Below are 596 nucleotides of genomic sequence, written 5' to 3' on the forward strand. Positions count from 1 at the left end.
TTGGTCAGCGACATTCCCAATAATCGCATCATGCGCTGGGACGAAATCACCGACACCTTCACCGTGTACCGCGAACACTCGAACTTTTCCAACGGCATGTGCCGGGATCGTCAGGGGCGTCTGATTGTCTGCGAAGGCTCCACCACCACCAGCGAAGGCCGCCGCATCACACGCACCGAAATCAATGGCACGATCACCGTGCTGGCCGACAGCTTCGACGGCAAGCCCTTCAACTCGCCCAACGACATCGTCTGCAAAAGCGACGGTTCGATCTGGTTCACCGACCCGCCCTTCCAGACCGGCAACAACTACGAAGGCCACAAGATCACCCCGACCCAGCCCCACGCCGTGTATCGCATCGACGGCGACAGCCAAAAAGTCACTCGGGTAATCGACGACCTCAACGGCCCCAACGGCCTGTGCTTTTCACCCGATGAAAAAACCCTCTACGTCGTCGAAGGTCGGGCCAAACCCAATCGCCTGGTCTGGGCGATTGCCGTGAAAGACGACGGCACCCTGGGCGAACGCCGCAAACACATCGAAGGGCTGGACTACGCCGCAATCGACGGCATCAAATGCGACGAAGCGGGCAACCT

General features: G+C 59.6%; 1 protein-coding gene. It reads left to right on the forward strand.

What is annotated here, in order from left to right; all coding sequences use genetic code 11:
- On the forward strand, positions 1-596 hold a 596-nt coding region (locus GIW69_RS26180), incomplete at both ends, for an SMP-30/gluconolactonase/LRE family protein (RefSeq protein ID WP_236485678.1).

Source organism: Pseudomonas syringae (genome assembly GCF_021605415.1).
Classification (GTDB): domain Bacteria; phylum Pseudomonadota; class Gammaproteobacteria; order Pseudomonadales; family Pseudomonadaceae; genus Aquipseudomonas; species Aquipseudomonas syringae_S.